Origin of the sequence: Segeticoccus rhizosphaerae, assembly GCF_005222685.1 — a bacterium.
Taxonomy (GTDB): Bacteria; Actinomycetota; Actinomycetes; order Actinomycetales; family Dermatophilaceae; genus Segeticoccus; species Segeticoccus rhizosphaerae.
On record NZ_SWMA01000004.1, the window covers coordinates 45,025 to 71,366 of the forward strand.

The 26,342-nt window shown below is 71.1% G+C and carries 20 protein-coding genes, 1 tRNA gene and 1 other RNA gene; 13 read left to right on the top strand and 9 right to left on the bottom strand.

Annotation, left to right across the window (positions count from 1 at the left end):
- Positions 1 to 16 precede the first annotated feature (16 nt).
- A complete protein-coding gene (locus FCN22_RS04390; RefSeq protein ID WP_137120329.1) occupies positions 17 to 952 on the bottom strand; it encodes a LysR family transcriptional regulator in 936 nt (311 codons plus the stop codon).
- Positions 953 to 1,122: 170 nt separating this feature from the next.
- Here FCN22_RS04390 and FCN22_RS04395 point away from each other — a divergent pair, with 170 nt between their 5' ends.
- Both FCN22_RS04395 and FCN22_RS04400 read left to right on the top strand, forming a co-directional pair.
- Complete coding sequence (locus FCN22_RS04395; protein WP_238384515.1) at positions 1,123 to 3,372, top strand: thiamine pyrophosphate-dependent enzyme; 2,250 nt, start codon at positions 1,123 to 1,125, stop codon at positions 3,370 to 3,372.
- A gap of 47 nt (positions 3,373 to 3,419) precedes the next feature.
- Complete coding sequence (locus tag FCN22_RS04400; RefSeq protein ID WP_137120330.1) at positions 3,420 to 5,123, top strand: class I adenylate-forming enzyme family protein; 1,704 nt, start codon at positions 3,420 to 3,422, stop codon at positions 5,121 to 5,123.
- A 26-nt stretch (positions 5,124 to 5,149) separates the two neighbouring features.
- Here the strand turns inward: FCN22_RS04400 and metE are convergent, their stop codons facing one another.
- Complete coding sequence (metE, locus tag FCN22_RS04405; RefSeq protein WP_373681278.1) at positions 5,150 to 7,459, bottom strand: 5-methyltetrahydropteroyltriglutamate--homocysteine S-methyltransferase; 2,310 nt, start codon at positions 7,457 to 7,459, stop codon at positions 5,150 to 5,152.
- Between the two features lie 159 nt (positions 7,460 to 7,618).
- On the opposite strand from metE, the gene FCN22_RS04410 reads away from it, so the two are divergent.
- The 4 genes from FCN22_RS04410 (at position 7,619) to FCN22_RS04425 (ending at position 11,855) form a co-directional block, all read left to right on the top strand.
- Positions 7,619 to 8,218 (top strand): hypothetical protein, encoded by a 600-nt coding sequence (locus tag FCN22_RS04410; RefSeq protein WP_137120331.1) that lies wholly within the window; start codon positions 7,619 to 7,621, stop codon positions 8,216 to 8,218.
- A 59-nt stretch (positions 8,219 to 8,277) separates the two neighbouring features.
- Positions 8,278 to 10,740: an aminopeptidase N gene (gene pepN, locus FCN22_RS04415; protein ID WP_137120332.1), complete on the top strand. Its 2,463-nt coding sequence runs from the start codon at positions 8,278 to 8,280 to the stop codon at positions 10,738 to 10,740.
- A 135-nt stretch (positions 10,741 to 10,875) separates the two neighbouring features.
- Entirely contained in the window at positions 10,876 to 11,235 is a 360-nt protein-coding gene (locus tag FCN22_RS04420; RefSeq protein WP_162308133.1) for an SPW repeat domain-containing protein, read from the top strand.
- On the top strand, positions 11,235 to 11,855 hold the full coding sequence (locus FCN22_RS04425) for a TetR/AcrR family transcriptional regulator (protein ID WP_137120334.1): 621 nt from the start codon (positions 11,235 to 11,237) through the stop codon (positions 11,853 to 11,855). Before FCN22_RS04420 ends, FCN22_RS04425 begins: the two co-directional genes overlap by 1 nt.
- 49 nt (positions 11,856 to 11,904) lie before the next feature.
- Here FCN22_RS04425 and FCN22_RS04430 read toward each other — a convergent pair whose 3' ends face one another.
- The 3 genes from FCN22_RS04430 to FCN22_RS04440 all read right to left on the bottom strand — a co-directional run bounded on the left by FCN22_RS04430 (position 11,905) and on the right by FCN22_RS04440 (position 13,804).
- The gene (locus tag FCN22_RS04430; RefSeq protein ID WP_137120335.1) at positions 11,905 to 12,765 is read right to left on the bottom strand and encodes a LytR C-terminal domain-containing protein; all 861 of its coding nucleotides are present in this window, start codon (positions 12,763 to 12,765) and stop codon (positions 11,905 to 11,907) included.
- A 162-nt stretch (positions 12,766 to 12,927) separates the two neighbouring features.
- Positions 12,928 to 13,473: a LytR C-terminal domain-containing protein gene (locus FCN22_RS04435; RefSeq protein ID WP_137120336.1), complete on the bottom strand. Its 546-nt coding sequence runs from the start codon at positions 13,471 to 13,473 to the stop codon at positions 12,928 to 12,930.
- Between the two features lie 34 nt (positions 13,474 to 13,507).
- Positions 13,508 to 13,804, bottom strand: a complete 297-nt coding sequence (locus FCN22_RS04440; protein ID WP_137120337.1) for a type II toxin-antitoxin system VapB family antitoxin — start codon at positions 13,802 to 13,804, stop codon at positions 13,508 to 13,510.
- A gap of 18 nt (positions 13,805 to 13,822) precedes the next feature.
- Here FCN22_RS04440 and FCN22_RS04445 point away from each other — a divergent pair, with 18 nt between their 5' ends.
- From FCN22_RS04445 to FCN22_RS04460, 4 genes are all read left to right on the top strand, one after another.
- The gene (locus FCN22_RS04445) at positions 13,823 to 15,406 is read left to right on the top strand and encodes a helicase HerA-like domain-containing protein (protein WP_137120338.1); all 1,584 of its coding nucleotides are present in this window, start codon (positions 13,823 to 13,825) and stop codon (positions 15,404 to 15,406) included.
- A gap of 20 nt (positions 15,407 to 15,426) precedes the next feature.
- Positions 15,427 to 16,329 carry a MurR/RpiR family transcriptional regulator gene (locus FCN22_RS04450; RefSeq protein WP_137120339.1) on the top strand — a complete coding sequence of 301 codons (903 nt, stop codon included), beginning with the start codon at positions 15,427 to 15,429 and terminating at the stop codon, positions 16,327 to 16,329.
- 66 nt (positions 16,330 to 16,395) lie between these two features.
- Positions 16,396 to 17,337, top strand: coding sequence for an N-acetylmuramic acid 6-phosphate etherase (locus tag FCN22_RS04455; protein ID WP_238384516.1), 942 nt, complete (start codon positions 16,396 to 16,398; stop codon positions 17,335 to 17,337).
- A gap of 138 nt (positions 17,338 to 17,475) precedes the next feature.
- On the top strand, positions 17,476 to 19,149 hold the full coding sequence (locus FCN22_RS04460; RefSeq protein ID WP_137120340.1) for an APC family permease: 1,674 nt from the start codon (positions 17,476 to 17,478) through the stop codon (positions 19,147 to 19,149).
- 190 nt (positions 19,150 to 19,339) lie between these two features.
- On the opposite strand, the gene FCN22_RS04465 is transcribed toward FCN22_RS04460, so the two are convergent.
- Positions 19,340 to 19,427 (bottom strand) — tRNA-Ser (locus FCN22_RS04465).
- 90 nt (positions 19,428 to 19,517) lie between these two features.
- On the opposite strand from FCN22_RS04465, the gene ffs reads away from it, so the two are divergent.
- An RNA gene (ffs, locus tag FCN22_RS04470) (signal recognition particle sRNA small type) lies at positions 19,518 to 19,614 on the top strand.
- Positions 19,615 to 19,648: 34 nt separating this feature from the next.
- Here the strand turns inward: ffs and FCN22_RS04475 are convergent.
- Together FCN22_RS04475 and FCN22_RS04480 are read right to left on the bottom strand one after the other, a co-directional pair.
- On the bottom strand, positions 19,649 to 21,055 hold the full coding sequence (locus FCN22_RS04475; RefSeq protein ID WP_137120341.1) for a hypothetical protein: 1,407 nt from the start codon (positions 21,053 to 21,055) through the stop codon (positions 19,649 to 19,651).
- Positions 21,052 to 21,684, bottom strand: coding sequence for an ABC transporter ATP-binding protein (locus FCN22_RS04480; protein WP_238384517.1), 633 nt, complete (start codon positions 21,682 to 21,684; stop codon positions 21,052 to 21,054). Before FCN22_RS04480 ends, FCN22_RS04475 begins: the two co-directional genes overlap by 4 nt.
- A gap of 60 nt (positions 21,685 to 21,744) precedes the next feature.
- On the opposite strand from FCN22_RS04480, the gene FCN22_RS04485 reads away from it, so the two are divergent.
- Entirely contained in the window at positions 21,745 to 24,159 is a 2,415-nt protein-coding gene (locus FCN22_RS04485; protein WP_137120342.1) for a DNA polymerase III subunit gamma and tau, read from the top strand.
- A gap of 126 nt (positions 24,160 to 24,285) precedes the next feature.
- Positions 24,286 to 25,440 (top strand): ATP-binding protein, encoded by a 1,155-nt coding sequence (locus FCN22_RS04490; RefSeq protein WP_137120343.1) that lies wholly within the window; start codon positions 24,286 to 24,288, stop codon positions 25,438 to 25,440.
- On the opposite strand, the gene FCN22_RS04495 is transcribed toward FCN22_RS04490, so the two are convergent.
- Positions 25,437 to 26,267 (bottom strand): hypothetical protein, encoded by an 831-nt coding sequence (locus FCN22_RS04495; RefSeq protein ID WP_137120344.1) that lies wholly within the window; start codon positions 26,265 to 26,267, stop codon positions 25,437 to 25,439. The genes FCN22_RS04490 and FCN22_RS04495 overlap by 4 nt on opposite strands.
- Between the last annotated feature and the right edge of the window lie 75 nt (positions 26,268 to 26,342).

Consider the following 26,342-nt stretch of genomic DNA (forward strand, 5'->3'; position numbering starts at 1 on the left):
CTGGGGGCTCTGCCGCTCAGCCTGTTCCGGGAGCCGAGACACCGGGCAGGAGGTCGACGAGATGGTCGGCTGCGTGCTCCAGAGCGTCCAGGGCACCCGTCACGGCAGGGTTGTGCCGGGGCGACCGGTGCAGGGCGGTGACGTGTCGGCGGACGGTCACGTCGGCGAGGTGGGTGACATCCACGCCGCGGCTGGAGATGTGGCTCAGGGCCGGGACCAGCGCGATGCCCAGGCCGGTCCGCACGAACCCACGGATGACGTCGTAGTCGTTGCTGCGGACCGCCACGGTCGGGTCGAAGTCGTGCTCCGAGCACAGGCGCAGCAGGCAGGTGGCTCCCGCCGTGCCCACCCGAGTGGACACCCAGCGTTCCTCGCGCAGGTCCTCGAGGAGCACGGGCCGGTCCGTGGCCCGTGCATGTCGTTCGGGGAGTAGCAGGACGAGGTCCTCGTCGAGCAACGGCGTGGCTTGCAGCGTGCGCGGCCACCGCCGTGGCACCAGGTCGTAGTGGTAGACGAGGGCCAGGTCCATCTCGCCGTCGCGCAGCCGCTCGACCAGGTCGTCGGTCTCGCCCTCGTCCAGCAGGATCTCAACACCGGGTCGCTCGACGAGCAGGTGGGCCAGGGCTTCGGGCAGCAGGTGTTCGCTCGCGGTCGGGAAGCTGCCGATCCGGATCCTGCCCGTCGTGCCATCGGCCACGCCCTGGATGTCGTCCTCGAGGGTCCGAAGGCTGGCCAGGCTGTCGCGTGCGCGAGCCGCCAGGAACTCGGCTGCCGGCGTCGGCTGGATGCTGTGGGCGGACCGCTCGAACAACGGCATCTTGACGGCCCGCTCCAACGCGGCGATCTGCTGCGAGACGGCCGAGCCGGTGTAGCCCAGCTGCCGGGCCGCATCGGCGAACGACCCGGTCCCGACGACGGCCACCAGAGTGGTCAGGTGGACGGGGTTGAGCATGAGCAATGCTAACGCTGGGCCAGCAGGCCAAGCATCGTTGGGTCTGCTTCCCGACAGGTCTGGCGCTCTCGCACTGGCCTTGTCGACGCACGAGCGACATGGTGCTGTCATGGGCGTATCCGCACGATCAGGCAGGTTTGGGCCGTTCCGGGGGACGAGGAGCGGGCACCGTGAGTGACCTCGTGCCGGGCGACGTCGACAGCCACTTCCTGCACCGTGTGCGGCGGATGACGCCGAGCCCGCCCGATCCTGCTCGCGGTGGGCACGCGCCGCTCACGGATGACCGGCTGCTACGCCTCTTCGACGCGCAGATCGGCAGCCGGCACCTCGACCTCGCGGCGCGATGGATGCAGTCGCAGGGACGCGGCTTCTACACGATCGGGTCGTCCGGACACGAGGGCAACGCGGCGGTGGCGGAGGCGCTGCGCCCGACCGACCCGGCGCTGCTGCACTACCGGTCCGGTGGCTTCTACCTGGCTCGGGCGGCCCAGGTCGCTGGGCACGACGGGTTGCGAGACGTGCTGCTCGGCGTGGCCGCTGCCGCGGACGAGCCGATGAGCGGCGGACGGCACAAGGTCTTCGGCCACCCGGATCTCGCCGTGCTGCCGCAGACCTCCACCATCGCGTCCCACCTGCCCCGTGCCCTCGGGGTGGCCTTCGCGATCGAACGCGCCAAGAAGCTCGGTGTGCCCACGGCATGGCCCCGGGACGCGGTCACCGTATGCAGTTTCGGCGACGCGTCGGCCAACCACTCGACCGCCGTCGGCGCCCTCAACGCGGCCATGCAGTGCAGCTTCCAGGGGCTGCCGCTGCCCCTGCTGTTCGTCTGTGAGGACAACGGGATCGGCATCAGTGTCAGGACTCCCGACGGGTGGATCGCCGCCAACTACGCGCACCGTCCCGGGCTGCGGTACTTCACCGCGGACGGCTACGACCTTGACGAGACGTTCGCCGTGGCGACCGAGGCTGCCCGTTGGGTGCGCAGCCACCGGGCTCCCGCGTTCCTCCACCTGCGGACCGTCCGGCTGATGGGCCACGCCGGCTCCGACGTCGAGCTGGCCTACCGCAGCAAGCAGGAGATCAACGACGAGCTCGACCACGACCCGTTGCTCGGGACCGCCCAGCTGCTGGTCACCCGGCGGATCCTCACCGCGGAGGACGTCGTCAGCGCCTACGAGCGCAAACGGGGGGAGGTCAGGGCAGTCGCCCAGGACGCCCTGGGCCGGCCGAAGCTCACCTCGCGGCAGCAGGTGGTCGCCCCGCTCGCGGTCGACCGGGCAGACGCCGTCCGCGTCCGAGCGTCCCGGTCGGCGAGCCCGGAGGCGCGCTCCCACTTCTTCGGCTCCCGCCTGCCCGAGGACGAAGGACCACTCACCCTGGCCCAGTCCATCAACCGGTCACTGGGTGACGTCCTGGCGGCGTATGACGGGGCGATGGTCTTCGGCGAAGACGTCGGTCGCAAGGGCGGGGTCTACGGCGTCACCCGCGGGCTGTCCGCCAAGGCCGGTCCGGCCCGCGTCTTCGACACGTTGCTCGACGAGCAGTCGATCCTCGGGCTCGGGCTCGGCGCCGGCGTCTCCGGGCTGTTGCCGATCCCGGAGATCCAGTACCTCGCCTACCTGCACAATGCCGAGGACCAGCTGCGGGGGGAGGCCGCGAGCCTGCCGTTCTTCGCCAACCGGCAGTACCTCAACCCGATGGTGGTCCGGATCGCCTCCTACGCCTACCAGAAGGGCTTCGGCGGGCACTTCCACAACGACAGCTCGGTCGCGGTGCTGCGTGACATCCCCGGCCTGGTCATCGCCTCGCCCGCCCGCCCCGACGACGCGGCCGCGATGCTGCGCACCTGCGTGGCGGCAGCCCAGGTGGACGGCCGGGTCTGCGCCTTCCTCGAGCCGATCGCGCTCTACCACACGCGTAACCTGCACGAAGAGGGCGACGACGCCTGGCTGTCCGGTTACGCGGCGCCCGAGGAGTGGGAGCACGCGCACGTGCCGCTCGGCCGTGGCCGCACCCACGGTGACGGGTCCGACCTGACCATCGTCACCTTCGGCAACGGCCTGCTGATGAGCCTGCGCGTCGCCTACCGCCTCGCCCGTGCGGGGGTGCGCTGCCGGGTGCTGGACCTCCGCTGGCTCGCACCGCTGCCGGTCGATGACATCGTGCGCGAGGCGAACGCGACCGGGCGGGTGCTGGTGGTCGACGAAACCCGCCAGACCGGAGGGGTTTCCGAGGCCGTGCTCAGCTCCCTGGTGCGTCGGGGCTTTGGTGGTGCGCTGTCCTGCGTCGCGGGGGCAGACAGCTACGTGCCGCTGGGAGACGCGGCCAACCTGGTCCTGGTCTCCGAGGAGGAGATCGAGCAGGCCGCTCTCGAGCTCGTCAAGGTCCGCCCACACCACCCGGAGATGGTGCAGGTCTGAGCCTCCAGTCCGGGGCGGCACTTCCGATCCCGGGGTATCGTCGGACCGTGGCTGGGATCACGCCCGCTGAGGTCGCCCGTCGCCGGGAGGCGCTGGAGCGTCGGGTCGGCGCGTGGACGCCGCGGTCGCTCGCCGCAGCCTTCGACGAGGTGGCGCGGCAGTTCCCCGACCGCCCCTACGTCATCACTGCAGCTCACGCCCTGAGTTATGCCCAGGTGCAACGACATTCGGTTGACCTGGCGGGAGGTCTGATGGACCTCGGCGTCGAGCTCGGTGACCGGGTCGCCCTGCTGGTCGACAACCGCCCCGAGTATGCCGCGGTCAAGCTCGCCATCGCGCGTGCCGGAGCGGTGGCCGTGCCGCTCAACTACTCCTACACCGGCGACGAGGTGTCGGCGCGACTGCGTCAGGCCCGGGCCAAGGTCCTGGTCACCGTGGACGCGACCAGGGCGACGAACTTCCTCGCGGTGCTGGACCGGATCCTTCCCGGCTGGGAGAAAGGCGCCCAGAGTCGGCAGCTGCCGGACCTCGAGCATGTCGTGACCGTCGAGCCGGTCCGTGACGGGGCGCTCGACCTGGACGGGCTGGCCATGCGGTCGGTGGGAGACGACGCGGTGGCCGCCCGCTGTGCCCTCGTCGACCCGGACGCGGTGTGCGACATCGTGTTCACCTCGGGCACGACCGGCCACGTCCTCGGTGCCGAGCTCACGCACGACATGGTGCTGCGCAGCGCCTACGGCTCGGCGTATCACCGCGCCTTCGACGACGGCTGGCGGATCAGCTTCGCCCTGCCGCTCTACCACGTATTCGGTTACATCGAGGGCCTGCTCGCAGCGATGTATGCCGGCGGGGCTGTCGTCCCGCAGCAGGTCTTCAACCCCAAGACCGTGCTGGAGTCCATCGAGGAGCACCGCGTCAACGAGGTGCTCTTCGTCCCCACCATGACCATCGCCGTCGTCGACCTGGCGGCCTCGGGCGACTACGACCTGAGCAGCCTGCAGTCGGTCTTCTCGGCGGCTGCTCCGGCACCGACCTGGTTGTGGGAGAGGGTGATTCGCGATCTGCGCCCAACCATGATCTACACCGGATACGGCCAGACCGAGGTCTCCGCGGCCACCGCGCTGACCCACCCCGGCGACGGCATCGAGACCGTCGCCTCCGTGGTCGGCGCGCCCAAGCTCGGTGGGGTCGCCGCCGAGGGCGTGGGCCTCGACGGCAAGCTCGCGCAGTACCGCACGGTCGACCCGTTCACCCGGCAACCCCTCCCCGCGGGTGAACCGGGTGAGTTCAGCGTGCGCGGACCGCAGGTGACCCGCCGCTACTTCGACGACCCCGAGCGCACCGCGGAGCTGATCGACGAGGACGGATGGTTGCGCACCGGCGACCTCGGCCGGGTCAGCGCCGAGGGCTACCTCGAGCTCACCGGTCGCAGCAGCGAGCTGTTCAAGGTGGGGGGTGAGCTCGTGGCTCCGGTCGAGGTGGAAGTGGTCCTCACGTCATACGACGGGGTCAGCCAGGCCCACGTGGTCGGGGTGCCCGACGACCGCTACGGCGAGGTCACCTGGGCCTACGTCGTGCCGGGAGAAGGAGCCACGCTCGACCCCGGCGAGCTGGTGGCGCACTGCCGGGCTCACCTCGCGCCGTTCAAGGTGCCCCGCGGGGTGACCTTCCTGACCGCCGAGCAGCTCCCCACCACGACCACCGGCAAGGTGCAGAAGTTCCGTCTGCGGGAGCGCTCCGACCGCACCTGAGCCGGAAGCAGCCGGAAGCGACCCGGTCAAACGGACGGGAGGCTCTTTCGGAGAGCGGTGGCGGCCACGACGAGGTTGTTCAGCGCCGCCTCGGCCTCCTCGTAGCCCCGGGTCTTGAGGCCGCAGTCCGGGTTGACCCACAGACGCGAGACCGGCACCGATCCGGAGGCTCGGGTCAGCAGGGCCTTGATCTCCTCGACGTCCGGCACCCGCGGCGAGTGGATGTCATAGACACCGGGGCCGACACCGCGGTTCATGCCCCCGCGAGTCAGGGCGGGCAGCACCTCCATCCGCGAGCGTGCCGCCTCGAGGCTGGTCACGTCGGCATCCAACGCGTCGATGGCGCCCACCACCTCACCGAACTCGGAGTAGCACAGGTGGGTGTGCACCTGGGTGCTGTCGGCCAGCGCGCCGGTCGCCACCCGGAAGGCGTCCACTGCCCAGGAGAGGTATGCCGGCTGCTCACCTGCCCGGAGGGGGAGCAGCTCGCGCAGCGCCGGCTCGTCGACCTGGATGATCGCGATGCCCGCATCCTCGAGGTCGACCGTCTCGTCGCGCACGGCGAGCGCGACCTGCAGTGCGGTCTCGGCGAGCGGCTGGTCGTCGCGCACGAAGCTCCACGCGAGGATCGTCACCGGACCCGTGAGCATGCCCTTGACGGGGCGGTCGGTCAGCGATTGGGCGTAGGAGGCCCACGGCACGGTCATCGGTGCGGGGCGGCGCACGTCGCCGTAGAGGATCGGGGGCCGCACGCACCGGGAGCCGTAGGACTGCACCCAGCCGTGCGCCGAGGTGGCGAAGCCGTCGAGCAGCTCGGCGAAGTACTGCACCATGTCGTTGCGCTCCGGCTCGCCGTGGACCAGCACGTCCAGGCCGAGCGACTCCTGCAGCGCGATGACCCGCTCGATCTCTGCCTTCATGACGGCGGTGTAGGCCTCGGTGTCGATTCGCCCGGCGCGGTGATCGGCTCGCGCAGAACGGATCTCCCGGGTCTGCGGGAACGACCCGATGGTGGTCGTGGGCAGCACCGGCAGTCCGAGACGCTCGGCCTGCGCGGCTGCGCGATCGCTGAACTCGCCTCTGCTGCGGTCGCTCTCGGTGAGGCCGGCCACGCGGGCGCGCACCGAGGGGATCGCGGTCAGGGGTGACTCGGCACGCGAGGTGAGCGCGGCCCCTGCTGCCTGCACCTCGGCCGCCACCGCGGCCTCGCCCTCGTCCAGTCCGCGCTGCAGGGCGACCACCGCGAGCACCTTCTCGTGGGAGAACGCCAGCCACGAGCGCAGCTCCGGGTCGAGCGCGTCCTCGTGCTCGAGCGAGTAGGGCACGTGCAGCAGCGACGCCGAGGTGCTGGTCGCGACCGTGCCGGCGACGGTACGCAGGCGCTCGAGCGTGTCGAGGGCGACGCGCAGGTCGGTGCGCCAGATGTTGCGGCCGTCGACGACGCCGGCGACCAGGGTCTTGTGCCGCAGCGCGGGCACGGCGGCGAGTTGGTCCACCGTGGTGCCGGAGCACAGGTCGACGCCGATCGCCTCCACCGCGGTGTCGGCCAGCACGGGCAGCGCCTCGCCCAGGTGCCCGAAGTAGGAGGCGACGAACAGGGATGGACGGTCGCTCAGGTCGCCGATCGTCCGGTATGCCGTGCCGGTTGCCTCGAGCTCGGCCGTCGTGCGGTCCTGCACCAGCGCGGGCTCGTCGAGCTGGACCCAGGTGGTCCCTGCGCCGCGCAGCTGGGCCAGCAGGTCGGCATACAGGGGAAGCAGGTCACCCAGCCGATCCAGCGGCGAGAACCCACCCGGTGCTTCGGCGTCCGCCTTGGCGAGCAACAGGAAGCTCACCGGGCCGAGGAGCACGGGCCGGGTGGCGATGCCGAGCTGCGCCGCCTCCGCCAGCTCGGACAGGATCCGCGTGGCGTCGAGCCGGAACGCGGTGTCCGGGCCGATCTCGGGCACCAGGTAGTGGTAGTTGGTGTCGAACCACTTGGTCATCTCGAGGGGCGCGACCTGCGCAGTGCCGCGGGCCATGGCGAAGTAGCCGTCGAGCGGGTCCTGCTCGTGGACGGCCCGGTGTCGCTCCGGGACGGCGCCGAGCAGCACCGCGGTGTCGAGGACGTGGTCGTAGAACGAGAACGTGCCCGACGGGATGCTGTCGAGGCCCGCGTCGCGCAGTTCCTCCCAGGTGCGCCGCCGCTCGGTGCGGCCGGCCTCCTCGAGGGCGGCCCGGTCGATCGTGCCGGACCAGTAGCGCTCGAGGGCGAACTTGATCTCGCGCGCTGGACCGATGCGCGGATAGCCCAGCACGGTGGAACCCATGGCAGGCGTTGACGTGGTGTCGTTCACCGGTGGTGCCTCCTGGCCTCGAGGTCGGCGTCTCTCAGCGTAGTAGGGGCTTTTTCCGCATTGCGTGGCGGTGCTGGCGGAGTGATCATCGAAGGGTGGGCCGTGTTGGGAGACGCTCTCACGGTCCCTCGGGACATCGAGGTGGTCCAGATGACAACGATGACTCATTCGACACACCCCCGCGGCGGGGCCGGCCGGCTCCACGTCGCACGCAGCCGAGGGATGATCAGCGGGATCCTGCTGGTCCTGCTCGGCATCTGGGGAGGGCTCGTGCCCTTCGTCGGCCCGCTCTTCGGTTACGCCTACACACCGGACGTCGCGTGGCACTACACGAACGGCCGACTGTTCCTGGAGGTCCTGCCGGCCGCCGCCACGATCGTGGGCGGGCTCCTCCTGCTCGCCAGCGCGAACCGTGCGATCACCCTGTTCGGGGGCTGGCTGGCCGCGGTGGCAGGCGCCTGGTTCGCCGTCGGACCGACTCTCAGCCGGCTGTTCAACGACGGGGTCCCGGCCGCCGGCGCCCCGGCCAGCACGTCGGCGAACCAGGCTGCGCTCGAGGAGTTCGGGTTCTTCGTCGGGCTCGGCGTGGTCGTCGTCTTCCTGGCCTCGGTCGGCCTCGGGCGGCACAGCGTGGTCAGCATCAAGGACGTCGACCCGAACCGGCGCGGGCGGGAGGTCTCCACCGCGCGTCGCGACGACGACGTGGCGCCAACGACCCGTCGCGACGATCCCGCGGTAGGTGACGACACCACTGGGTAAGGTCTGCTCGGCGCTCGGGAGATCCGCGGGTGTCGACCGGTCCGAGAGGAGACCCCCTGGTGGAGTCGTTGCCCGAGCTGCCCAGCCTGACGCACACCGAGGCGCGTGAGCGGGCGTCGCTCCTTGCCGTCGAGCGATACGACATCGCCGTCGACCTGACCGACCTCGTCACGGGTGCCGACTTCAAGGCGGTGACCAGGGTGCGGTTCTCCTGCCGCAGACCTGGGTCCTCCACGTTCGTCGACGCCGCGCTGGACGTGCTGTCGGCCACGCTCAACGGCACGCCCGTCCCCGCCGACGCGGTGGGCGGTGCCCGGATCCGGCTCGACGAGCTGGCGGCCGACAACGAGCTGGTCGTCGAGACGGTGCAGTCCTCCACGTCCCAGGGGGAGTACGTCCGCCGGTCAGTCGACCCCTCCGACCAGGAGGTCTACGTGTGGACCTCCTTCGAGCCGGACGACGCCCGCCGCGCCTGGGCCTGCTTCGACCAACCGGATCTCAAGGCTCCGCACGCCTTCACGGTCACCGCGCCGGCGAAGTGGCGGGTGGTGTCCAACAGCGGTGGCCCGGTCGTGGAGGACGTGGACGGAGCGCGCCGCTGGACTTTTCCGGACACGCCGCCTCTGTCCACCTACCTGCCCGTCATCACTGCCGGGCCGTTCCACGAGGTCCGTTCGGAGCGCGCGGGCTACGACCTCGGCCTGCTGACGCGCAAGTCGCTCGCGACGTTCCTGGACCGCGACGCGGACGAGCTGTTCGAGGTGACCGCGCAAGGACTGGCGTTCTTCGGTGAGCGGTTCGGCCTGCCCTTCCCGCAGCGCACGTACGACCAGGTCTTCGTGCCCGACATGGGCGGCGCGATGGAGAACTACGGCTGCGTGATCTGGACCGATGCCGTCATGTACCGCAACGCACCCACGCACGCCGAACGCGAGGCTCGCGCGCTCGTGCTCCTGCACGAGATGGCGCACATGTGGTTCGGCGACATGGTCACCATGCGCTGGTGGGAGGACCTGTGGCTCAACGAGGCGTTCGCCGAGTGGGCCTGCCACTGGGCGGCCGAGGCAGCCACCCGGTTCACCGACGCCTGGGCCGGGTTCCTGGCGAGCAACGAGCTGGCAGGCTACGCCGCCGACATCGCGCCCACGACGCACCCGATCCGCCAGGCCGTCGATGACGTCGCGGCCGCGGCGGCGGGCTTCGACATGATCACCTACCCCAAGGGTGCGGCAGTGCTCAAGCAGCTGCACGCCTTCCTCGGTGAGGACGCCTTCGTGGAGGGCCTGCGCGGCTACTTCCGCAAATACGCCTGGGGCAACACCACGCTCGAGGACCTGATGGCCGAGTTCTCCGAGGCCAGCGGCCGTGACCTCGATGCGTGGGTCCACGGCTGGCTCGACACCGCCGGCACCGACCGGCTGGTCCTCGAGCAGTCCGGCGAGGGGACCGTCCTGCGCGCCAGCGGGCCCGAGGGCACCGCACCGCGACCTCACCGCATCGGACTGGGCCGCTATGCTTGGCAGGGCGACTCGCTCGTGCGTCAGCGCCTGGTCACGGTGGAGACGACGGGGGAGTCCACGCCGGTGCCGGATGCGGCCGACGCCGATCTGGTGCTGGTCAACGACGAAGACCTCACCTTCGCCTCCGTGCAGCCCGACGACGCCTCCGTGCAGGCGATGGTCGACTCCGCCGCGGCCCTGCCCACGGCGATCTCGCGGGCGGTCGCGGCCACGACCGCGTGGGACTTGCTGGTGCGGGGCGAGCTCCCGACGGCCGACGTCGTGCGGTGCCTCACAGGGATTCTCCGGACGGAGGACGTCGACAGCGTCATCGAGCCCTACCTGCACCTCGCACGAGACGCCGCCAGCGAGTGGTCGCCCGACGCGCAGCGAGACGAGCTGATGTCACACGTGTCCGACACGTGCCTCGTGCTGGTGGAGAACCCGACCGCTCGCCACGCGGCTGTCCGGACGCTGGCCGCCTGCGCGGTGACCGACGAACACCTGGACCGGGTCCGGGAGCTTGCCGGCGACGACATCGACCTGCGCTGGCGCATCCAGCTGCGTCTGGCCGAACAGGGGCGGGCCGACGAGTCCGAGGTCGCGGCGCTCCGGCGGGCTGACCCCGACCCCGACTCATGGGTGCGGGAGCTCGCCGTGAATGCCGCACGGCCCGAACGGGCCGGCAAGGAGGAGGCGTGGACCGCCATCGTGGACGAGCACCGGGTGCCGATGGGCTCGATGCACCTGATCCGCCGGGCGTTCTGGCAACGAAGCCAGACAGACCTGTTGGCTCCGTATGCCGAGCGCTACCTCACGTTGCTGCCGACCCTGCACCTCGCGGGGATGATTCCGTCGTTGTCGGTCTCGCAGACGCTGTTTCCCCGGGCGGGGGTCGACGCGGCCTTCGCCGACCGCGCCGATGACGCGGCACAGTCCCCGGGAGTGAGCCCGATCGTCGCGCGGTCGGTGCGGAACGGCACGGACCAGCTGCGCAGGGTGCTGCGCGCCCGCGGCGCCTGACCCGGCTGGCGCCCAACCGGCATACGCTCGCCAAGGCGGCACAGTGTTGACCGGGCGGTCAATCAAGGCGGATACTGAAGTGTCGGCCCGCCCATGGGAACGACGGGCCATCAACACGAGAGGTGGCGCGTGACAATGCGTCGCGGAATTCACCCACAAGACGGCTTGGCCCTGCTCGTCGGGATCTACGCCTTCCTGTCACCCATCTGGACACCGACCGTGGGCAAGGCCACGGCCACGATGATCGTGCTCGGCATCATCACCGCCCTCGCGGCCCTGACCGAGATCGTCAAGCCCGACCTGATGGCGACCGAAGGACTGCTCGTCGTCCTCGGCGTGTTGTTCTTCATCGCACCCTGGGTCCTGACCTTCCGGGCCGAGGTCATGCCGATGGCCTGGACGGCCTGGGTCGTCGGAGTGGTCACCTTCCTGATCGGAGCCTCGGACCTGCAGATCACGCGCCGGGTGCACCACAAGGCGGTCGCCACGCACTGATGCGACGCGACCAGGCCGCCCGCCGTCCTCCCGCCGCCAGGCGGGGGGACTCGGCGACCCGTGCCCGCATCCTCGACGCGGCCGAGCGGCTCTTCGCCCGTGACGGTTTCGACGCCACACCGACCGCCCGGGTCGCGACCGAGGCGTCCGTGGCCAAGGGTCTGCTCTTCTACTACTTCCCCCGCAAGCAGGATCTGCTCCTGGCGCTGCTGGCCGAACGGCTGCCACCACACCCGCTGTGTGACCTCGCGGGGATAGCCGTGCGGGGCGACGTGCGTGGGAGCCTCGTCCGGCTCGCCGACCGGCTCAACCTCGGCGGGCACGAGTCGACCGTGCTGCGCACGATCCTCTTCCGCGAGGCCAGCACCCATGCCGAGGTCGGTGGCCACCTACGAACCCTGCACCAGGGCCTGATCGAGCTCACCGAGAAGGCGCTGGACGCCTCCAGCCCCCGCCGGCTGGACCGCACGCGACGCCGGCAGGCCGCGGACACCTTCGTGGCCCTGCTGCTGCACGACGCCAACAGCCGACGGTTCGGTGGTGCGCGACCCGACCTCGGTGGCGCCGCGGAGCAGATCGCCCGGGCGCTGATCGCCCGCGCGCGCCCTGCCACAAGTTGACTGCTCAGCACGGGTTGACCGCTCGGGCTGACGTGGCCCGTGCCACGGTTCAGGGGGTGCAGCCGGCCCGGGACTCCCGCGTGGGGGTGGGGGTGGGCTTCGGCGGCACCGTGGCCTGCGCCTTGGGCACGAAGCTGTCGAACTTGGTGCCGAGCACGAGGTCCACTGAGCTGTTCTTGCGGTTGTCCTCGACCAGCTTCAGACCCTTGATCTGCAGCGCCACCCGCCCCGCGGCCGGCTTGCCGAACTCGCCGAACCGGAGCACACCGACCGTGGTGATGAACGACTTCTGCGGGTCGTTGCCGACCACGCCGATGCGGAAGCCGCGCTTCTTGAGGGCCGCGGCGGTGTCGCCGGCCAGCCCGGGCTTCCACGTCGTGTTGTAGACGTTGAGCGTGAAGCTGCCGGGTTTGGCCGGGGGGAGCGGGTTCAGGTGCTGGAACTTCGGACCGAGGGACAGGTCCACCGACGGGTCGGCCCGGTTGTCCTCGACCAGCTTCACCCCGTCCACCTGGGCCGCGATCGTGTTGGCCACGGTGACGCCGTTCGGTCCGTAGCGCACCTCACCAACGCCCTGGACGGAGCGCGGCACGGGGTCGTTCTTGACCGAGATCACGTGGAAGCCCCGGTGCTCGAGCAGCCGTGCGGTCTCGTCGGCCAGCCCGGCCCGGTCGCTGGCGTTGAAGACGTTGACGTAGACGAGGCCGGCCTTGACCGTGGGTGGCGGCGTGGGCGTGACCGGTGTGCAGGCCGGCTGGACGACCGGCTTCTTCTCGCTGCCCCACACCCGGTTGTAGGCGCCGTAGAAGCCACCCCCCAACAGCGCCGCCACGAGGACCAGGGTCAGGCCATGCCGAATCCTCCCGCGGCGAGGCACTGGCCCCTCCTCGAACTCGCCTGCTTCAGCCACGATCCACCTGCCCCTGTACCAGCGGTCTGTCCACGCACCATCATCTCTCCCACGAAGTCATTTCGCATGAGCGACAGGCAACGAAGTGGTATCGGCCCGGTCACAGAACGTGCGCGCGGCCGGGTCGCGGCTCTCGTTGCTGCTCGGCCCCGCCGCGCCGGCTCAGCAGCCCGAGGTCGTGGCCGTATCGTTGCTCGGCTCCGTCGCCTTGGGTGCGGGGCCGAGCTTGGTGTACTTCTGGCCGAGCACCAGGTCCACCGAGCTGTCGGTGCGGGCGTCGAGGACCAGTTTGGCGCCCTTGAGCTGCCGCGCCAGCACCTTCGCCTGCTTCACCCCGGCCTTGCCGTGGCGGATGACGGCCGGGCCCCGGACGTCCTGGTGCAGCGGGTCGTTGCTCACGACGTCGACGTCGAAGTCGCGGTCGCGCAGATCACGCGCCGTGTCACCGGCCAGGCCGGACCGCTTCGTGGAGTTGTAGACGTTGACCCGGATGTTCTCGGGAGCGAGCGGGTCCTTCACGGGGGAGAGGGGAGCGGTGGTGCACTGCGGGGTGGCGGAGGCCTCGCTGCCGATCCAGCGCTGGTAGTAGGCCACGGCATACCCGAAGGCACCGAGCAGCAGCAGGACGCAGAGGGTCAGGACCACCGCGGAGCGACGGCGCCTCCGGCGGCGCGCGGCGCCGGCGGCCGACTCCTTCACGTAGCTCATCCCCGGGTTCCCCTCATCGGTGGTCGGTCCAGCACTAGTCAAGCACCAGCAGGCGCGCGTGCAGGACAGGTCGCTGCTGCAGCGCGGCGCGTAGTGCCCGGTGCAGCCCGTCCTCGAGGTAGAGCGTGCCTTGCCAGCCCACCACGTGGGCGAAGATGTCGCCGAAGAAGGTCGAGTCGGTCGTGAGCAGCGTCTCGAGGTCGAGCGTGCTCTTGGTGGTCACGAGCTCGTCCAGCCGGATCATCCGCGGGGCCAGGTGGGCCCAGTCGCGCGGGCTGTCCAAGCCGTGGTCGGGATAGGGGCGTCGGTCGCCCGCGGCCTTGAAGATCACGCGCGCAGTGTAGGCAGGATGCCGGTGAGTGGCGCGACTAGAGTGCCCTGCGTGAGCGAATCGAACACTGACGAGGGCACCCTGTCCGCGATCCGGACCGGATACACCTTCGAGGGTCCGGCCCTCGACTTCGGTGCCGCGGTGGTGGACGGCACGTCCCATCCCGACGTGCCCGTGCGGGTCCCGCTCGCCGTCCTCAGCCGGCACGGTCTGGTGGCCGGCGCGACGGGCACGGGCAAGACCAAGACCCTGCAGGTCATGGCCGAGCAGCTCTCCGGGCAAGGGGTCCCGGTGTTCCTGGCCGACATCAAAGGTGACCTGTCCGGTATGGCGTCCGCCGCAGAGAGCAACGACAAGATCACCTCCCGCGCGACTGACGTCGGGCAGGAGTGGAAGGGCACGGCATACCCCGTCGAGTTCCTCTCGCTCGGTGGGCTGGGGCACGGCACACCGATCCGCGCGACGGTGACCTCGTTCGGGCCGACCCTGCTGTCCAAGGTGCTCGGACTCAACTCGACCCAGGAGTCGAGCCTGGGCCTCGTCTTCCACTTCGCCGACAAGTTCGGGCTGCCGCTGCTGGACCTGAAGGACCTGCGCGCGGTCATCCAGTACCTCACCTCCGACGAGGGCAAGGACGAGCTCAAGGCGCTCGGAGGTCTGTCGTCATCCACCGCCGGTGTGATCCTGCGCGAGCTGATCGCCTTCTCCGACAAGGGCGCCGACGTGTTCTTCGGCGAGCCGGAGTTCGACACCGCCGACCTGATGCGTTCGGCGGAGGACGGGCGCGGGATCGTGACCTGCCTCGAGCTGCCCGAGGTGCAGGACCGGCCGGCTCTCTTCTCGACGTTCCTGATGTGGATGCTCGCCGACCTCTACCACGACCTGCCCGAGGTCGGCGACGTCGACAAGCCCAAGCTGGTCTTCTTCTTCGACGAGGCGCACCTGCTCTTCGACGACGCGTCCGACGCCTTTCTCGACGCGATCGAGCAGACCGTCCGCCTGATCCGGTCCAAGGGGGTCGGCGTCTTCTTCGTCACCCAGACGCCCAAGGACGTCCCGTCCGGGGTGCTCGCCCAGCTGGGCAACCGCGTCCAGCACGCGCTGCGCGCCTTCACCCCGGAGGACGCGAAGGCGCTCAAGGCCACCGTCTCGACCTTCCCGCACAGCGCCTACGACCTGGATGAGCTGCTGACCCAGCTGGGCACGGGCGAGGCGGTCATCACCGTGTTGTCCGAGCGCGGGGCGCCGACACCCGTGGCCTGGACGAGGATGCGCGCGCCGGAATCGCTGATGGCGCCCTCCCCGGACCAGGTGGTGCGGGCGGCCATCGACGCGTCGCCGCTGAAGGCGAAGTATGCCGAGGCGCTGGATCGCGAGTCGGCCTACGAGAAGCTGCAGGCCAGGCTCGAGAAGGCGCCGGTGGACGACGGTGCCTCCGCGCCGGCGACCACCCCGGCGGCGACCGGCAAGGAGCCCGAGCCCTCCACGGTCGAAAAGGTGATCCACTCCAGTGCCTTCCGGTCGGTCCTGCGCTCGGCGGGCACCGTCATCGGGCGAGAGATCACGCGCAGTCTGTTCGGTACCGCACGCCGGAGGCGATGAAGGGCGCTACCGTGCCTGCCATGAGCGGCGGCGAAGATGGCGTGCGGACGAACGGTGGCCAGCCGTCCCTCCTGGTGCAGATCCGGGCGCTGCGGCCCACCCTCTCCAGCGCCGAGGGCAGGGTGGCCGACAAGGTCCTGGCCGACCCCCGGGCCGCGGCCGGCCTCACGATCAGCCAGCTCGCCGGGGCCGCGGACACCTCGGAGACGACCGTCCTGCGGTTCTGCAAGCGGCTCGGCCTGCCCGGCTATCCCCGCCTGCGGCTCGGACTGGCTGAGGAGTCGGCCCAACCGCGCAGCCTGCCCACCGCCGTCAGCGACATCAACGCCGAGGACAGCGTCGACGACGTCATCCGCAAGATCGCGTTCAACGATGCCAGCGCGGTCGAGGAGACGGCCCTGCAGCTCGACCGCGAGGCGCTCACCGCGGCCGCCCAGGCGATCGCCGTCTGCGGGAGGGTCGACATCTACGGAGTCGGTGCCAGCGCCGTGGTCGGCCTCGACCTGCAGCAGAAGCTGCACCGCATCGGGTGCCTGGCCTTCGCGTGGAACGACCCGCACATCGCGCTGACCAGTGCCGCGCTGTTGACCGAGCGGGACGTCGCGATCGGTGTGTCGCACAGTGGCGCGACCCGTGAGACCAACGAGTCCCTTGCGCTGGCGAAGGAGCGTGGGGCCACGACGGTGGCGATCACCAACTTCCCCCTGTCTCCGCTGGCACAGGCAGCGGACCTGCTGCTGACCACGGCCGCGCGCGAGACCCCACTGCGGTCGGGCGCCACGGCGAGCCGGATCGCCGCACTGACCGTCGTCGACTGCCTCTACGTGTCGGTCGCCCGGACCGACCTCAGCTCGGCGACGCGGGCGGTGCGGACCACCAGGGACGCGGTCGCCTCACACCAGGTGGACGACGGTGGGTCCTGATGCACCTCAAGTCGTGAATCGTTGACCTCGTTGACCGGATCAACGGGGGAAACTAACATCGGCCCGGTGACTCCTGACCCAGCCCCCGAGGTCTCGGTCAGTGCGCCGACCGAGGAGCGGCACCCGGACACGCGCCGGATCGACTCGATGTCCACCCTGGAGCTCCTCACAGTGCTCAACCGCGAGGACGCAACGGTGGCCCCGGCGGTCGGCGCCGTCCTACCAGTGCTCGCGGAGGCCGTGGAAGAGACCGTGGCCCGGATCCGGGCCGGGGGCTCGGTCCACTACTTCGGCGCGGGCACGTCGGGTCGGCTGGCCGTCATCGACGCGGCCGAGCTCAGGCCGACCTTCAACGCTCCGGAGGGGCTCTTCGTCGCCCACCACGCCGGCGGCGCCGAGGCGCTCGTGGAGGCCGTCGAGAACGTCGAGGACGACGAGGGATCCGGGGCCAGCGAGGCCGCCCTGGTCATGGCGGCAGACGTCGCCGTCGGGCTCACCGCCTCCGGTCGGACGCCCTACGTGCGGGGGGCATTGCAGACGGCTCGTGCCAACGGCGCGCTCACCCTGCTGCTGACCGCCAACCCGCAGGCGCAACTCGCGCCGCTCGCGGACTACCTGCTCGCCGCCGACACCGGTCCGGAGGTCATCACCGGCTCCACCCGGCTCAAGGCCGGCACCGCACAGAAGCTCCTGCTCAACAGCTACTCGACGGCCGTGATGGTCCGCCTCGGCAGGACCTGGTCCAACCTCATGGTCGACGTGGTCGCGACCAACGCCAAGCTGCGTGGTCGTGTGCTGCGGATCCTGCGCGAGGCCAGCGGAGTGGACGAGGCGTCGGCGCGCGAGGCGCTCCAGGCGGCCGACGGGGAGCTCAAGCCGGCGCTGCTCTCGCTCCTGGCCGAGATCACCGCCGCCGAGGCCCGGGTGCTGCTCGAGGAGCACCGAGGCTCGGTCGCGGAGGCGATGAAGGGCCACGACGCCACGACGGGGGAGCCGGCGGGCTGCTGAGCCGTCCCCTGCGGTGACCGCCGAGGCGCGAACCCGGAAAGACACGCGGGGGCGAGGTGCGAAATCGCGTGTGCGCACGGGCGTACGTTGAGCAACGCTCATTTGTGCTGCATCACGTAACAGAGTGAAGGAGACGCCATGGCGACACAGACAGAACCACGGGGCGAGGCTGGCTCCGGCGGGCACGATCTCCGAAGACACATCGGACGCGTGGGACTGCTCTTCGCCAGCGTCGGTTCGATCATCGGATCGGGGTGGCTGTTCGGCGCCCTGAACGCCTCGCAGACCGCCGGCCCGGCCGCGATCTTCTCCTGGGCCATCGGCGCCATCATGATCCTGTTCATCGGCCTCTGCTACGCCGAGCTCGGCACGATGTTCCCGCTGTCCGGCGGAGTCGTGCGCTTCCCGCACATGTCCTACGGCTCGTTCGCGAGCTACACCACCGGTTGGATCACCTGGGTCGCGTGCATGAGCGTGGCGCCGATCGAGGTCGAGGGTGCGCTCCAGTACGCCACGAAGTACGCACCGTTCACCGAGGCGCACGAGCTCTCGGGCGGCACCGCACACACGCTGACGGCCCTCGGCCTGGTCGTCGCGGTGATCGCCATGGCGGTCTTCGTGGTCATCAACTACGTCGGCATCCGGTGGTTTGCCCGGGTCAACAACGTGTTGGTGTGGTGGAAGCTGTTCATCATCATCCTGGTGATCCTCGCCTTCCTGTTCACCGAGTTCAACACCGACAACTTCACCTCGCAGGGCTTCATGCCGGCCGGCTGGCACGGTGTCTTCACCGCCATCGCCACCTCCGGAGTCGTGTTCTCCTACCTGGGGTTCCGGCAGGGCATCGAGCTCGCGGGTGAGACCGACAACCCACGCAAGAACGTGCCGCTCGCGGTCATCGGGTCGGTCGTCATCACGGGCATCATCTACGTCCTGCTGCAGGTCGCGTTCATCGGCAGCCTCAACCCGAGCGACCTGGCGGACGGCTGGTCCAAGCTGAGCTTCGCCGACGACTTCGGTCCGCTCGCGGCGATGGCGACCATCCTCGGTCTCGGGTGGCTGGCCGTGCTGCTCTACATCGACGCGATCATCTCCCCGGCCGACACGGGTCTCATCTACATCACCGTCACCTCCCGGATCTCCTACGCGATGGGACGCAACGGCAACGCTCCCCGATCGCTGGCGAAGACGACCAACCGCGGTGTCCCGCTGGTCAGCATGCTGGTCAGCTTCGTGGTGGGTCTGATCCTCTTCCTGCCGTTCCCGAGCTGGCAGCAGCTGGTCGGGTTCATCACCTCGGCGACGGTGCTGTCGTTCGGGTCCGGCCCACTCGTGCTCGCGGCCATGAGGCGGCAGATCCCCGACCAGGAGCGTCCGTTCCGCCTGCCCGGCGGGCACGTCATCCCGTTCCTCGGCTTCCTGTCGTCCAACCTGATCGTCTACTGGACGGGTTGGGAGACCAACTACAAGCTGTTCCTCGCCGTGATCCTCGGCTTCGTGCTGCTCGGCGTGATGATGCTGGTCAACCGGGCCCGCGGACAGGAGGAGCCCGACTGGAACTGGACCGCCGGTGCCGCGTGGTACCTCCCCTGGCTCGGTGGTCTGGCGCTGTGGTCCTGGATGAGCGACTACGGCGGCAAGGGATGGCTGCACTTCGCGGACGCGATCCCGGTGCTCGTGGTCTTCTCCGCGGTCATCTACTACATCGCCTACCGGGTGCGGCTCACTCCCGCGGAGGTCGAGGAGCACATCGCCGAGTCCCGGCGCGAGGCCGAGATCGAGGAGGAGGAGCTCGGCGCCATGCCGGCCTGACGACAAGTCCGACCGCAGAGGGACCCCCACACGGCGCGTGTGGGGGTCCCTCGGTGCGTCTGGCGGAGGATAGGGGAGCCGTCGTCGCTCCGCTCCTCCTCCCGAATCCGGGGATCCAGCCAGACGCAAGGAGGACCCCACGAAAAGCATGAGGACCCCACGAAAAGCATGTGGGGTCCCTCGGTGCGTCTGGCGGAGGATAGGGGATTCGAACCCCTGAGAGCTTTCACTCAACACGCTTTCCAAGCGTGCGCACTAGGCCACTATGCGAATCCTCCGCGGGCGAGGTTACCCGAGGGTGCGGGCCAGTACCCAATCGGTGGGCAGCCACGGTTTTCGTCTCCGGCCGAGCCTGCTCTAGAGTGTGAGCCGGCCCCCCGCGTGGTGGTACCTCTCCGAACTCCCCCAGGGCAGGAATGCAGCAAGGGCAGGTGAGCTCTTCCAGGTGCGCGGGGGGTCCTCTCGTGCCGGGAGAGCACCGGCAGCCCGCGCGGCCGGCTCAGCCTCGATGCGCCTCGGTGAGGGAGCGCACCCGGCTGCGGCCGAAGGACACCAGCGCGAACGCGAACGCCAGCACCAGCGCGAACGAGCCGCCGCCGACGCTGGACCGGTGCGTGACGGCGGTCGCCGCGGTCACGGCGATCGCCACGGCCAGCAGGGGGTAGAGCAGCCAGAGGATGAGCACCGGCACGCCGGCCTGCCGGTGCAGGGTGGCGGACGGAGCCCGACCGCGGAAGGCCGCGAGGAGGTGGCCTCCCGCCAACACCCCTGCCGCCAGCAAGGCCCAGACCACCGCGGCGACCTGCACGCCCGCGCCGACGACGAGGGCGACGCCGACGACCACGGTCGTGGCGGCATACATCGTCACGGGGACGACGAGGTGGGCCAGCGCCTCGCGCTGCGGGTCGATGCCCAGCAGCGGCACCGTGCCGACGTTGTCCGCCTGCATCCGCAGCCCCTCCGCGAAGACGCCGAAGCCGAGGTAGGCGACGACCGAGCTCAGCAACGCGAGCAGACTGGGTGCTCCCGGGTGGTCCACGGTCGCGGCCAGGGCGGCGACGCCGACCGCGCAGGCCAGGACGCCGGGCACGATCGCGCGGGGTGCGCGCCGGAGGCCCAGCAGGTCGCGCCGCACCACCACGGCGGTCGGACCACCCGGGCGCAGCCGGACGCCCCGGGCCCGGGGCGCACGCGCCGACCGTGCGGCGATGTTCAGGCGGACCGCCCGCAGGTCACCCGCGAGGACCGAACCACCATTGGCGACCGAGCTGGCAGCCTGTTCCCGCAGACCGCTGATGTGCAGCTGCCGCAAGGAGGTTCGTGCGGCCAGCAAGGTCGACGGGCCGCGGCGCCCGGTGGGCCAGGACCGCACCTGCCCCCACAGCCACGACCGCGCCACGAGGAGGCCGAACGCGGCCCCGCCGACCAACCCGATGACCAGCGAGGCCGGGCCGGCGAGGTCGGCGGCGAGCATGGCGACGCTGACCACCAGACCCAGGACCGCTCCACCGGCCACCGTGCCGAAGAGGCTGAGCCGCCACGGTTTCGCGAGACTGGTCGAGCGGTCGATCGAGCTCGTCGCCACGAGGTCGAGATAGGGCAACGCCGGCACCACCGGCCCGCGGACGCGTCCCAGCCAGAAGACGAGGAGGAGCAGCGCCACCAGCGTGCCGCCCGCGACCAGGCCACCCGCCACCGGCGTGACGTGGGCCGCGAACCACCCCGGGTCCACGAACGTCAGCAGCGCGTGCACCGCCGGGACGCCGTAGGTGGCGCCGGCGATGACGGCGACGTAGACGGCATACACCGCGTTGCTGCCCGACTGGTCCTCGTGCTCGCCGAAGATCACGTCTCGGGCGCGGTCCAGGCGTGCCCGGCCCTCGGCGGCGTCCGGGAGCGCGATCACTCCTCCCCGAGGTCGAGCACGGCGTCAGCCAGCACGTCGGTCATCACCGGATCGTGGCAGGCGATGACCAAGGTGTCGCCGGCGTCCTTGCGCGCGGCCAGGACGCGGGTGAGCAGGTCGCGCTTGTGGGTGTCCAACCGCTGTTCCGGCTCGTCGAGCAACAGCACCGTCGCCGGGCGGAAGAGCACCAGCGCCAGCTGGAAGAGCTGCTGCTGACCGGACGAGAGCTCGTGCGGGAAGCGCTTCGCGAGGTGGCCGATCTCGAGTAGCTCGAGCATCGCCTCCGCCCGCGCCCACGCGTCGCCCGGTTCGCCGCCCCAGGTGGAGTCGATGAGGACCAGGTGGTCGCCGAGGGTGAGGTCGCGGTAGGTGGTCGAGGGCCCGAGCAGCGCCGCGACCTGCGAGCGGGTGTGCGGGGTGCGCTCGTCCAGTGCGTGCCCGTCGAGCTGCGCCTCACCGGTCGTCGCGGGCAGGGTGCCGGCCAGGATCCGCAGCAGGGTGGTCTTGCCGCTGCCGTTCGGCCCGCGCAGCACGAGGCACTCGCCGGGGCGCGCCTCGAGGTCGACCGGGGTGAGTAGCATCGTCTCGCCCAGCAGCTTGCTCACGTCGGTCGCGCGGATCGTTGCCACAGGCCAAGTGTCGCCCACAGGGCCTGCCGGGGTGTCCCCAGGGCCGACTACTGTCGTGCTGTGACCACCGCGCTGTACCGCCGCTACCGGCCCGAGACCTTCGCCGACGTCATCGGCCAGGAGCACGTCACCGAGCCGCTGATGCAGGCCCTGCGCACCGGCCGGGTGGGCCACGCCTACCTGTTCAGCGGTCCTCGCGGCTGCGGCAAGACCACGAGCGCCCGCATCCTCGCGCGCTGCCTCAACTGCGAGCAGGGGCCGACTCCCGAGCCGTGCGGCACGTGCGAGTCCTGCGTCGCCCTCGCCCGCGGAGGCACCGGTTCCGTGGACGTCATCGAGATCGACGCGGCCAGCCACGGCGGCGTGGACGATGCACGCGACCTGCGCGAGCGCGCGTCCTACGGGCCCGCTCAGTCGCGCTACAAGGTCTACATCATCGACGAGGCGCACATGGTGACGCCGCAGGGCTTCAACGCGCTGCTCAAGATCGTCGAGGAGCCGCCCGAGCACGTGAAGTTCGTCTTCGCGACCACCGAGCCCGAGAAGGTCATCGGCACCATCCGCTCGCGCACCCACCACTACCCGTTCCGGCTGGTGCCACCCGCGCGGTTGCAGGACTACCTCCAGCAGCTGTGTGAGTCGGAGGGTGTCGCGGTCGAGCCGGGTGTGCTGTCCTTCGTCGTCCGCGCCGGTGGCGGGTCGGTGCGCGACTCCCTGTCGGTGCTCGACCAGCTGATCGCGGGGTCGGACGAGCGCGGGCTGACCTACGAGGGCGCGGCCGCGCTGCTCGGCTTCACCGACGGTGAGCTGCTCGACGCCACCATCGACGCGCTGGCCGCAGGCGACGGTGGGTCGGTCTTCCGCCAGGTCGACCGGGTGATCGAGTCGGGCCACGACCCCCGCCGCTTCGTCGAGGACCTGCTTGAGCGGCTGCGAGACCTGATCATCATCGCGGCGGTGCAGGGCGGTGCCTCCTCGGTCCTGCGCAACGTCCCCGAGGACCAGCTGGAGCGGATGCGCCAGCAGGCGGCCGCGTTCGGAGCCGGTTCGCTGTCGCGCGCCGCCGACATCGTCAACGCCGGCCTCACCGAGATGACCGGCGCCACCGCGCCGCGGCTCCAGCTCGAGCTCATCTGCGCGCGGATGCTGCTGCCCGGCGCCGCGGGGGAGAGCGGGTATGCCGTGCGCCTCGACCGCCTCGAACGTCGCCTCGACATGGGGGGCGCCCGCCCACCGGCGGCGGCCGAGCCGCCTCACCAGCGTCCCCCGGCCGGCCCGGCCGCCCAGGCACCCACACCGGCTCCGGTGCCGGCCGGGTCCGCATCCTCGACACCGACCTCGGAGGCGGCCGCGTCGTCCACTTCCGGCGACGAGCACGACTGGCCCGAAGAACCCGGCCGAGCGGCTCCCGTGGAGCGACCGGTTGCGGTGGAGCGCTCCACCCCCGAGGAGCGGCCGGCCCCCGACCAGCGGTCCGGGGCGTCCGCGCCCGTTGCGGACCCCGGACCAGGTGCGCCCACGGCGGACGACCGGCCCGCCGCCTCGGCGCCGGGAGGACTCGACACCGAGGCGATCCGTCGCTCGTGGCCCGACGTCCTCGACAAGATCTTCAGCATCAAGCGGGTGACCTGGACCCTGCTCAGCCAGCACGCGCAGGTGCTCGACTACAACGGCCAGCGACTGCTGCTGGGCATCGGCACGGTGGGCATCGCCGAGACGTTCCGCCGGGGCCAGCACGCCGAGATCGTGCGCCAGGCCCTGATCGAGGTCCTCGGCCTCGACACCACCGTCGAGGGGCAGCCGCCCACCCCCGGACAGGCTGCGCCGGGGGAGTCCGTCGCCGAGGCGACGGCACCCCCGTCCGGCAGCTCGCGGCCGGATTGGTCGACGACCGCTCCGGGTGACCCCCCGACGCAGAAGGGTCAGGGAGCTGCTGGGCGGAGAGGGACCACGTCGGCGCAGGCCTCCGGGCTGAGCCCGGGCTCCGGAGATTGGGCCGGGCAGGAACGCAGTGACTGGGGCGAGGTCGCCGCCAGCACACCGCCGCCAGCCTGGGCCCAGGGCGGCGACGGCCAGGACGCCGGTGCGGACCAGGCCAGTTCGGGCGCCCCGACCGCGAAGGAGTCCCGGCGCGAGTCCCGCAGTGAGCCGGCGGGGGAGTCGCGGGGCGACCCGCAGGGCGGAACCCGGCCGGAGCCGACCGCCCCGAGGGAGCCTGCCGACCAGACCACGGCGCGAGCGTCTGCCGACTCCACCGCGCCCGCGGAGCCTGCCGCCTCAGCGTCGAGCCCGATGAAGCGTGCCCTGCGTCTCGTCGCGACAGAGGGCGGCGACCGGCGTTCCGGCCCCGAGGCGCGCGTGGACGACAGCCAGGTGAGCGAGGACGACGAGGACATCGAGGATGCCGGGGGAGTCGGCCAGCCGGTGATCGAGAGCGTGCTCGGCGGCAAGGTCATCGCCGAGCTCGACACCTGACGGCGGGCCGGCACCAGGTCGAGGATCCGGCAACGGGTAGATCGGAGCCGCTCGAGACCGCCGAACCCGCATTGCTATAGGGCGCTATAAACGGCCTCTTTCTGCTATAGCCGCTATAATCTGCTCATGCCTTCGCCCGCCCGGCAGCAGAACCCCTACCGCCCCGGCTTCAACCAGGCGCCGGCACGCCTCGTCGGCCGGGACGCCGTGCTGGCGGCGGCCAGGGAGGCGCTCGAGGTGGCAGCCCTCGACGGTCGCACCCCGCGGCCGCTGATCCTGGTCGGCCCCCGCGGCGTCGGCAAGACCGTGTCGCTGGGGGAGATCTCGTCGCTCGCCGCCGAGCGCTCCTGGCCGACCGTCCACGTCGAGGTCAGCCCGCAGACCTCCTTCGTGCCCGTCCTCGTGGAGCGCCTGGAGGAGGCGACCGCGCTGCTGCGCCAGACCACGCGTCGGGACCGCGGCCGCGCCACCGTCTCGGGCGGCAAGGTCTCCGCCCACGTGTTCGGCGTCGGAGGCGAGGTCGACGTGCGCCGGCGCCCACCACGGCGCCCCGCCGCGCGCCTCGACCGGTCACTCGCGCAGGCGATGGAGGCCGCGCTCGCCTGCGACGCCGGGCTGGTCCTCACCGTCGACGAGCTGCAGCTGGCCGACCGCGCGGAGCTGGGCGAGCTCACCTCGACGCTGCAGCAGCACGTCCCCGACGACTGGCCGCTCGTGGTGGCCGCCGCCGGACTGCCCAGCCTGCGCGACCCGGGGCGGTCGGTCACCTACCTCGAGCGCGGCGAGTGGCACGAGCTCGGACTCCTGTCGCCGGCCGACACCATCGCGGCGCTCACCGAACCGGCGCTCGCAGCCGGCCGCCTGATGAGCGCGGCCGCCGCGGACGTGCTCGCCGAGGCCTCCGGTGGCTACCCGTATGCCGTGCAGGTGCTGGGACACCACGCGTGGCGGGCGTCGCACGGTCGGCGCACGATCACGGCAGAGCACGCGTCCGCCGCGGTCACCGCTGCCGCGAAGGACTTGTCCGCCGGGCTCTACGCCGCACGCTGGAACGACTCGGCTCTCGCGGAGCAGGACTACCTGGCCGCGCTCGCCTCGCTGCCGGAGGGCTCGGGCGGCGGCGACGTGGCGCGTGCCCTCGGCAAGGCGCCGGCGCAGGTCTCCTACCTGCGGCACCGCCTCATCAAGAAGGGCACGATCTTCCCGGAGGGGCGTGCGCTGCGCTTCCTCGTGCCGGGGATGGCCCAGTGGGTCAGCGAGCACGCCGAGGACCGGTCCTAGCCAGAGCGAGGCCGCATCGTGCCCGCGAGAACGATGAGGAACGCCGGCCCGACCACGATGCCAGCGGCGAAGGCGAACAGGTCGTAGCCCGTGTCCAGGTTTCCCACGGCGCAGGCGACCAGTCCGAGAAGGCACGCCCCCGCGGCATACCCCAGGGCGGCTGTGGCGAGGTTGAGATGCGCCCGGCCCGCCCGGGTGAGCACGATGAGCGCGATGGCCACGAGAGTGAACCCGAAGGCCTCCGGGTATTGGGTGAGGTGGTCGATGCTCTCGGCGGAGCGACCGATCGCCTGCATCCCCTCGGCCGGAGTCGCCGTCCAGCCGCCGTACCGCCAGTAGTTGAGTTCGCCCAGGTACAGCAGGCTGTTGATGGCGCTGAACACGGCCCCGAAGGACAGCAGCGCGACGGTCAGCTGCATCGAGGGTCGCCGGGAGCCCCACAGGTTGGCCAGACCGAGCCCGAGGCACGCGAGGCTGAGGAAGGCAACCGGACCAAGGACGTCACGCAGGGCGATGTCCCACCAGAGGGCGTGCTGGTGGTTGAAGAACGCCGCGAAGAACGTCGCCTCGTCCACCAGCGGGCCTCGGCCGGAGCGCCGGAACGTGGGGGCAGTGTCCAGCACGTTGGTCGCATCGAGCAGGTACAGCACGGTGGTGGCCACGAGCGTTCCTGCCGACAGGTAGGCCGCGCCCCGGACGACGGCCAGCCACGAGGCCGTGTGCTGGTCGCGCTCATGCTCCGTGGCTGCCGGGTTCATGGCGACCGAGTCCCGGTTGAGAACGTGGGCACCGGTGCCCGTCACACCCATCCGATTGCGCCGCATCACGACCGCTCCTCTCGATGCGCGGCCGACGGCCGGGCCCCGCTCCGATGTGTCGCCGGGCCCTCGCGACGGCTCGCT